8 protein-coding genes are annotated in these 7,922 nt (G+C 67.7%); 1 reads left to right on the top strand and 7 read right to left on the bottom strand.

Features of this window, described 5'->3' with window-relative positions; genetic code table 11:
- Positions 1–104 precede the first annotated feature (104 nt).
- From JZ791_RS42810 to JZ791_RS42800, 3 genes are all read right to left on the bottom strand, one after another.
- Complete coding sequence (locus JZ791_RS42810) at positions 105–1,037, bottom strand: NADP-dependent oxidoreductase (RefSeq protein WP_216903476.1); 933 nt, start codon at positions 1,035–1,037, stop codon at positions 105–107.
- A 23-nt stretch (positions 1,038–1,060) separates the two neighbouring features.
- Positions 1,061–1,954 carry an alpha/beta hydrolase gene (locus tag JZ791_RS42805; RefSeq protein ID WP_216903474.1) on the bottom strand — a complete coding sequence of 298 codons (894 nt, stop codon included), beginning with the start codon at positions 1,952–1,954 and terminating at the stop codon, positions 1,061–1,063.
- Positions 1,955–2,030: 76 nt separating this feature from the next.
- Positions 2,031–2,849 (bottom strand): SDR family NAD(P)-dependent oxidoreductase, encoded by an 819-nt coding sequence (locus JZ791_RS42800; RefSeq protein ID WP_216903472.1) that lies wholly within the window; start codon positions 2,847–2,849, stop codon positions 2,031–2,033.
- A 131-nt stretch (positions 2,850–2,980) separates the two neighbouring features.
- Here JZ791_RS42800 and JZ791_RS42795 point away from each other — a divergent pair, with 131 nt between their 5' ends.
- Complete coding sequence (locus JZ791_RS42795; RefSeq protein WP_216903470.1) at positions 2,981–3,553, top strand: TetR/AcrR family transcriptional regulator; 573 nt, start codon at positions 2,981–2,983, stop codon at positions 3,551–3,553.
- 60 nt (positions 3,554–3,613) lie between these two features.
- Here the strand turns inward: JZ791_RS42795 and JZ791_RS42790 are convergent, their stop codons facing one another.
- From JZ791_RS42790 to JZ791_RS42775, 4 genes are read right to left on the bottom strand one after another with little or no spacing between them, the layout of a single operon-like run.
- On the bottom strand, positions 3,614–4,186 hold the full coding sequence (locus JZ791_RS42790) for a GTP-binding protein (protein WP_216903478.1): 573 nt from the start codon (positions 4,184–4,186) through the stop codon (positions 3,614–3,616).
- A gap of 12 nt (positions 4,187–4,198) precedes the next feature.
- Positions 4,199–4,576, bottom strand: coding sequence for a DUF742 domain-containing protein (locus tag JZ791_RS42785; RefSeq protein ID WP_216903468.1), 378 nt, complete (start codon positions 4,574–4,576; stop codon positions 4,199–4,201).
- Positions 4,573–5,016, bottom strand: a complete 444-nt coding sequence (locus tag JZ791_RS42780) for a roadblock/LC7 domain-containing protein (RefSeq protein WP_254207333.1) — start codon at positions 5,014–5,016, stop codon at positions 4,573–4,575. The genes JZ791_RS42785 and JZ791_RS42780 overlap by 4 nt, the downstream gene beginning before the upstream one ends.
- Complete coding sequence (locus JZ791_RS42775) at positions 4,976–7,657, bottom strand: sensor histidine kinase (protein WP_216903464.1); 2,682 nt, start codon at positions 7,655–7,657, stop codon at positions 4,976–4,978. The genes JZ791_RS42780 and JZ791_RS42775 overlap by 41 nt, the downstream gene beginning before the upstream one ends.
- Positions 7,658–7,922: the final 265 nt, after the last annotated feature.

Raw genomic sequence — 7,922 nt, 5'->3', positions numbered from 1 at the left:
GTGGATAAGAGACCGCCCCCCGCCCTCCCCACCGGTGGATCATGTCGTTCGCCGAGGTCGATCTCGGCGAATACTGAGCTGAGGGCGTGGCGGCGTTCGCCGGCTCAGCCCGGCAGGATGATCAGCTTGCCCCGCTTCGAACTTCCGTTCTGTTCCAATTCCGTCAGCGCGGAGACCGCTTCCGACAGCGGCACCGTCCGGGCGATCGGCAGTTCGAGCTCAGCCTTGCCGGCGGATCGTGCGACCGCCTCGATATCGGCTGTCACCGCTTGCGCGATCACGACCTGGAACGGGCCGGGCAGGGCGCTTCTGGCCATGTTCACCGGGGTGGGGGCGGTGCTGATGATGCGGCCGTTCGGTTTCGACATCGTGCGGGCTTGTTTGATCGGGAGTTTCCCGACGGTGTCGAAGACGACGTCGAATCGCCGCGCGAGCGCGGCGGGGTCGAAGTCGAAATCGACGATGGGATCGATACCGAGCTCGCGGGCCTCGTCCGCCGAACCGGCGCGGCAGCTTCCGCCCACCCTCGCGCCGTGCGCGGAGGCGAGCTGGACGGCCGCGCGGCCGACTCCGCCGAGGCTCCCGTGCACGAAAACCGCCTCGCCGGGCTGGAGCCTCGCCTTGGTGAACAAGGCTTGATAGGCGGTGAGGCCGACGGTGGGAAGCGCGGCCGCTGCCTCGAAGGACAATTCGGCGGGCTTGGTGACGATCCCTTTTTCCTCGGCGACGACGACGTCGGCAAAGGCGCCCGACCACTTGATCGGTGCGCCGCCGAGCACCTCGTCACCGACACGCAGCCGAGTGACGCCGCTGCCGACGGCCTCGACGATACCGGCGAAGTCGTATCCCATCGCCCGTGGAAATTTCCGGCCGGTCACCATCTTCATCGCGCCGTTCCGGATCCCGAAATCCATGGGGTTGGCGGCAGCCGCCCGCACTCGGACGCGGACGTCGCCGGCGCCGAGTTCCCGTGGCTCGAAATCTTCGAGCCGCATGACCTCCGGTCCGCCGTACTGGTGATACTGGATGCGTTTCATCGTGAGTTCTCCTCCGGGTGATGTCAACGCTGCAGGGGCAGTGCGAGAACGGATTCGAGAAATCCCAGCGTTCTCTCGTGCAGCGACGGTGTGTCGAAATGGGGTGACCCGTGGTCGCCGCCGACGATCTCCACCATGTCCGCGCGGGCCCCCACCGCGGTGAGCGCGCGATGCAGGCGCCGGGCCTGTTCCACGCCGACGCGGCGGTCATGGTCGCCGTGGACGATCAGGAAGGGCGGCGCGCCGGGATGTGCGAGACGGCACAGGTTTCCACGCTCGACCTCGTCCGGCCGGCTGGAGAGCTCGAATCCGAAGAACCGCGCCAGCGTGCTGTCCGGCCCCTCCATCAGTTCGATGATGTCCGCGGGTGCGTCCTGATCATGCCTGAGGAAATCGGTGGGGCCGTAGTGTTCCACGACGGCGGCGAGCCGGCAGGACACCTGCGAGTGCGGTCCGGCGTCGCCCACCAGGTCGCTGCCATCGCCGGCAAGTGCCATGGCGCTGAGCAGGTAGGCGCCCGCGCTGGAGCCGAAGCCCACGATGCGGTCGGCGTCGAATCCGTAGTGGTCGGCATTGGCCCGCACCCAGCGCACGGCCGCGGCGACATCGTGGACGGCGGCCGGAAAGACGGCCTCGCCACTGAGCCGGTACTGGATCGACACCACGGCGAATCCCGCGTCGAGTAGATATCTCCAGGGCCCCATCTGTTTGATGCCGGCGAAGAATCCTCCCGGATGTGCGTACACCACAACGGGAATGGGCGTCGTCACCGGATGTCGCGGTATGTGCAGATCCAGCATGAGTGGCCGGAAGCCGAGGACGGTGGCATACGGGCGATCCAGATGGCTCGTCACCCCGGGGAAGACCTCGACCGGCGCCAGGTCGGCGAATTCGGGCCGCAGCACGGTCGAGATCATTTCCATGGGGATATCAACTGGCGCACCAGGCATTTCCATCAGCGTTCTTTCTGGATGAGTTGCGGTGGAACGGGTTTCAGGCCTCGCGCGGCGCACTGTCGACCAGTGCGCGGCGCATCAGCCAGCCGAACATGCTGACCGACAACGATCGCGGCAGCACATGCTTGATCAGCAGATCCGCGGCATTGTTGGTGATGCCGGGGATGACACGGGCGCGCTTGCCCAGGTTGCTCAGCGCCGTCTGTGCCACCTGCGACGCCGGCATCAGCGGGCCGCCGAGCTTCTGGAAGTCGAGGCCCGCGGACCGCTGCGTGATCTCGGATTCCGTCATTCCGGGGGATACCACCAGGACGTCGACGCCGTGGCCTTTCAGTTCGTAGTTCAACGCCTGGCCCAGTGACGACACGTACGCCTTCACCGCGGCATAGTTCGCCGTGAACGGCGCGGCACTGGCTTCGAGGCTGGACGCCACCAGGATGATCGCACCACGACCACGCCGGGTGAACTCACGCCCGAAGTGGTGCGCCATCTGCAGCGGCACCGCCCCGTCGAGGGTGAGGACGTCGAGTTCGGTGGCCAGCGAATTGTCGACCAACGGCCCAGGGGCGGAGATTCCGGCGTTCGCCACGACCATCCCGACGTCGAGATCGCTGACGCCACGGGCCAATTCGGCTACGGCGCCCTCGGCGAGCAGGTCCAGCTCGAACACGATGTTGTCGGTGCCGTCGGCACGGGAGAGTTCGGCGGCCAGGGCCTCCAAGCGGCCTTTGCGGCGTGCGACGAGAACGACGTCGACACCGGCGGCGCTGAGATGCCGCGCGAATTGCTCGCCGATGCCCGAGGAGGCCCCGGTGACGACGGCATACCGCCCGTACGCGGCGCGAAAATCCTTCATTTGATCCCTCTCAGCACGGTGGGTGGGCCCTGCGAACTCGATGACGACGTCCGCATGACACCAAGTGTCATCACCCTACACCCTCACGACACTTGGTGTCATCACAGCGCTGTGCGCTCTAGGATGTGGGAATGAGCAGGTGGGAGCCCAACACGGCGGAACGACTGGCAGTAGCCGCGGTGGAGCTGTTCGCCGAGCGCGGATATACGGACGTCACGATCGTGGAGATCGCCGAGCGCGCGGGGTTGACCAAGCGCACGTTCTTTCGTCACTTCGCCGACAAACGCGAGATCCTGTTCAGCGGCCAGGACGCGTATCGCGACATGTTCGCCGACATCATCACCGGTATGCCCGCCGAGGCCACCCCCATGGCGGCGATCGGTGCGGCACTGGCCGCGTTCGCCGCCGGCTTCGCCGACGAGCGCCGGGAATTTCTGGCGAAACGTCAGTCGGTCATCGCCGAGAACTCCGATCTGCAGGAACGCAACCTGCTCAAGGAAGCCGCTCTGACCGCGGTGATGGCCGACGCGCTCCGCGCACGCGGAGTGCAACCGCCCACCGCGAGCCTGGCCGCCAACATCGGCGCGCTCGCCCTCGGCGACGCCTTCGAACGCTGGCTACAGCCCGGCAATCGAGCGTCCATGGCCGAACTCGCCGAGCAGTCGCTGCGAGCACTGGGGGCGGCAATCGAGACACTGCGCTGACGCCGGCCTCACCGACCGCCGAGGTCTCGACTCTCCGGCATCGGCCGGCGCGGGCGTTCGCTACGCCACGCCGGCCGAGGAGCGGTAGATGAGGTGCTCGAGCAGGGTGGTCAACACGGTTCGGCACGACGCCCGGTCGCGGGCGTCGCACAGCACCACGGGCTGGTCGAGTTGGAGGTCGAGGGCGTCGCGGACCTCGTCGGGGGTGTAGACGGGCGCCCCGGCGAAGCAGTTGACCGCCACCGTGAAGGACAACCCGCGGCGCTCGAAGTAGTCGATGGCGGCGAAGCAGTTCTCCAGCCGACGCGTATCGGCGAGGACCACGGCGCCCAGCGCGCCGAGCGCCAGTTCGTCCCACAGGAACCAGAATCGGTCCTGTCCGGGTGTGCCGAACAGGTAGAGCACCAGGTTGTCATCGATGGTGAGGCGGCCGAAGTCCAGTGCGACCGTGGTGGTCGTCTTGCCCTCGACGCCCGACAGATCATCGATGCCGGCGGAGACTTCGGTGACGAGTTCCTCGGTGCGCAGCGGGGCGACCTCGCTGATCGAGGACACCATGGTGGTCTTGCCCACGCCGAAACCGCCGGCGACGAGGATCTTGACCGATGCTGCTAGCCCAGCGGCGGACGACATTTCAGGCACGTGTCACAGCTTTCGGATTCCGGCCAGGACGGCTCGCAGGACGGTCAGGTCGCCGGGATCACCGGGTTCCGTCCGGGTGGGCGCCCGGAAGGTCAAGTGCCCCTCGCTGATTAAATCACCGACGAGGATCTTCGCCACGGCCAGGGGCAGTTTCAGCATGGCCGACACCTCGGCCACGGACAGCGGCTTACGGCACAGTCGCATGATCTGCGAGTATTCCGGCTCGGTCCGCCGCAGGGTGGGCGCGCGGTCGGCGACCACCACCAGCGTGAGCATATCCAGTTCGTGTCCCGCCCCGATGGTGCGGCCACGCGTGAGGGCGTACGGGCGGACCAGCGGGCCCGCCGCGTCGTCGTACCACGACTGACCGTACTGCGTCATGACGATCGAAACTCCATATGCCCGGCCATACCCCGCCGCGCGGTGGTGGACAGGTAGCTGCCCACACGCTGCACGGTCAGGTTCATCTCGTACGCCACCATACCGAGGTTCGCATCGTCACCGGCCTGCAAGGCGATACACGCGTTACTGCCGGCTGCGGTGACGAACAGCACCGCACTCTCGAGTTCGATCACGGCCTGGCGGACCGGGCCGCCGTCGAACCGGATGCCGGCGCTGCGGGCCAGCCCGTACAGGGTGGAGGACATGGCCGCGAAATGCTCGGAGTCCTCGCGGTTCATGGTGGTGGACCGGCCCAGCACCAGTCCGTCGGTGGAATGCACTACCGCGTAGCGCACTCCGGCCAGGCGCTCGACCAGGTCGTCGAGCATCCAGTTCAGATCACCTGCGTTGGAAGTGGTCACCTTCGCCTTCCTGTTCATCCCGTGGGGCGTGTGTCGAACCACCGGCCCGGTTGTCGCCGGATTCCGGTGGGACCTGCCGCCCTTGACGGGTTCCATTCTCGATGGCGGCGAACAGATCCCGCGCCTGTTCCGCGGACCTGTTCGCCGGCGCGGGTTTCGGAGCCGGGAGCCGCTCGGGTTGTGTGCTCAGCTCCGGGGCCAGGCTGGCCTGGCGGCGGCGGCGCGGCAACGCGGGACGGGTGTCGGCTTCGAGGTGGTGCGGGACGCCCGTATCGTGTTGCGGGCTGTTGACGCTGTGTGCGGAATCCGCCGGTCGCGAGGAGCGAGGCTCGTCGGCACGCTGCTGCTCGTCACACTGCGGTGGTGCGTCGAAGCGGGAGCGTTCGCCGGGAGACGACCGCTCGTGCCGCCGCAATTGCTCACCGAACGAGCGGAATCCGGGCCGCGCGTCGTCGAATGCCCGCCGATCCCGAACCTCCCAGATCTCCTCGGCGGCCCGGGAGCCCGCCGCGCGTCGGGAGGGATCTGTGGCGGGTTCGGCATTCCATGCGCCGCCGGAATCGCCCGAATGCCGTGTGCCGTCGGGGTAGTCGTGCTGCTGCGATTCCCCGGACCGCTGCGCCTGCGAGGGCAGGAGCGCCACCGACGTCGGCGCGGGTGCGAGTTCGCCTGCGACAGCGGGTATCTCGCCGGTCGCCGGCGAGGGTATCCGCCGGACGGGCATCCGGTCGGGCAGGTGGTCGGCGACCGCGGCCTCGGTGGTGATCAGCGCGGTGGGGACCAGCACGATCGCGCGGATGCCGCCGTAGTCGGAATCGGCCAGCCGCACGCTGATCGCGTGCCGTCGACCGAGCTGCGCGACCACGAACAGGCCCAGCCGGGAGTCGGCCGACAGCGTGGCGACACCGAAATCCGGTGGATTGCACAGCATCTCGTTGTGACGCTCGATGTCCTCGGCCGGAATGCCCATGCCCTGGTCGATGATCTCCACGACCATGCCCTTGCCGACCCGGTTCGCGGTGACCTCGACGCGCGACTGCGGCGGGGAGAAGGCGGTGGCGTTGTCCACGAGTTCGGCGAGCAGGTGGATGACATCGGCGACCGCGTCGCCGCTGACGAACGCCGCGGGCATGCGGGCGGTGTGCACGCGCGCGTAGTCCATGGTCTCGCCGACCGCGCTGCGCACCAGCTCGACCAGTGGCACCGGGCGCCGCCACTGCCGTCCGGGACGGCCACCACCCAGAATGATCAGGTTCTCGGCGTTGCGGCGCTCGCGGGTAGCCAGATGGTCCAGACGGAAGAAGGTGTCCAGCAGGGCTGGATCCTCCTGCCTGGATTCGGCCTCGTCGAGCAGTTCGAGCTGACGGTGCACGACCAGCTGGCTGCGGTGCGCGATGTTCAGGAATACCGCGCGGACGCCCTCGCGGGTCTTGGCCTCGGTGATCGCCGCGGCCACGGCGGCGGTGTGTGCGCGGTTGAATGCCTTGGCCACCGAGCCGATCTCGTCGTGTCCGAAATCCAGTCGTGCGGCCTCGGTTTCGGGATCGATCCGGTCGCCCTCGTTCAGCCGGCGCATCGTCTCGGGTAACCGGACCTCGGCCAGGGCAATGGTTTCGGTGCGCAGTCGTTGCAGGCGGCCGATGAGCCGGTTGGCCAGCCACAGCGCGATCAGGAACGCCAGGATCGCGATGGCCACCGCTGTACCCCCCGCGACCAGGGCGTTGTGGGTGGTGGTCGCGGCGGCGGCGGTCGCCAGGCGTTCGTTGGCGCGGCTCTGTGCGATCCATTGTTCCAGCAGCATCCGGGAGACCTGCTCGGTCTGGGCCAGCCAGTCCGTCTTGCTCATCGGAAGCGGTGGCGGCGTTGGCTTTCCGGTGACGTTGGCGGGCACGGCCGCCTGCTGCATCGCGGCGGTCTGCTGCCAGGCCGAGGTGGAGATCAGCGCGGTGAGCTGCGTACCCACGTTGCCGCCGAGCGCGTCGGCCAGCGGCGGGATCGCGGCCTGGTAGTAGCCCGAATAGTTGTGCAATTCCGCCGCGAGCTGCGGGGTCAGCGGTGCGCCGTCGAGTGCGGCGGCGGTCAGGGCGCTGGCGCGGGAGTACGCCTCGAGCGCCGACAGCAGCTGATCGGCGTACGCGAGTCCGGTGGCGACCGGCGCGTCGGGCGCGTTGCGCTGGACGATCGCCGTTCCCTGCGAGGCGCCGTCGGTGATCCTGTTGTAGATCGAATAGACCGCGTCGACGGGCAGCAGGCCGGCATCGATGCCGCCGCGCAGGGCCGGCAACTGGGTTTTCAGGGTGTCGAAACCGGCGGTGACGCTGTGCATCTTGCCCGAACTGGCTTGGTCGAGCTTGGCCTCCACGGCCACGAGACCGGTGATGGAGGCGTCGAACTTGGTCCGGACCTGGGCGAGGGCCTGTGCTTGCGATCGGTCGCCGCCGAGCCGCCACAGTGAGAGCAGTCGTTCCTGCTGGGCGGCATCGACGATCTGCTTGGCGGGTCCGAGACTGCTTTGCAGCGTATCGGCCCATTGCCGCTGTTGGCGGCCCTGGTTCACCAGATATCCTGCCGCGCTCACACCGATCACGAGCAGGGCCAGGCTCGGAATGAGTGCGATTGCGAGAATGCGGGCTCGAACGCCCAGCCTCGCTCTCACCATCGGCATAATGTAACCGGTTCTAGTTCTGTTGGCGATAGCGATCGTTCGGCAGGCTTGGAATTTGACAACAGAACACCGAATATGCTGTGCCCCATGAGGGTTTGCCGCGCCCCCCATATACTGGCGGAGTGATGTCGACTGCGCAGGTGATAGGTGTCAGCGGAGCTATGTTGCTGGGGGCGATGTCACCCGGGCCGGACTTCGTGATCGTCGTGCGAAATTCGATGATCTCGGGGCGGCGCGTCGGGATGGCGTCGGGGGTGGG

This window comes from Nocardia alni, from assembly GCF_019038435.1.
Taxonomy (GTDB): Bacteria; Actinomycetota; Actinomycetes; order Mycobacteriales; family Mycobacteriaceae; genus Nocardia; species Nocardia alni.
Note: the sequence above shows the minus strand (reverse complement) of the source record. Positions and strands in the feature narration are given on the sequence as shown.

Coding starts and splice junctions, on each gene's coding strand:
- JZ791_RS42810 (WP_216903476.1), bottom strand. CDS start 1,037: ATGAAACGCATCCAGTATCACCAGTACGGCGGACCGGAGGTCATGCGG.
- JZ791_RS42805 (WP_216903474.1), bottom strand. CDS start 1,954: ATGATCTCGACCGTGCTGCGGCCCGAATTCGCCGACCTGGCGCCGGTC.
- JZ791_RS42800 (WP_216903472.1), bottom strand. CDS start 2,849: ATGAAGGATTTTCGCGCCGCGTACGGGCGGTATGCCGTCGTCACCGGG.
- JZ791_RS42795 (WP_216903470.1), top strand. CDS start 2,981: ATGAGCAGGTGGGAGCCCAACACGGCGGAACGACTGGCAGTAGCCGCG.
- JZ791_RS42790 (WP_216903478.1), bottom strand. CDS start 4,186: ATGTCGTCCGCCGCTGGGCTAGCAGCATCGGTCAAGATCCTCGTCGCC.
- JZ791_RS42785 (WP_216903468.1), bottom strand. CDS start 4,576: ATGACGCAGTACGGTCAGTCGTGGTACGACGACGCGGCGGGCCCGCTG.
- JZ791_RS42780 (WP_254207333.1), bottom strand. CDS start 5,016: ATGAACAGGAAGGCGAAGGTGACCACTTCCAACGCAGGTGATCTGAAC.
- JZ791_RS42775 (WP_216903464.1), bottom strand. CDS start 7,657: ATGGTGAGAGCGAGGCTGGGCGTTCGAGCCCGCATTCTCGCAATCGCA.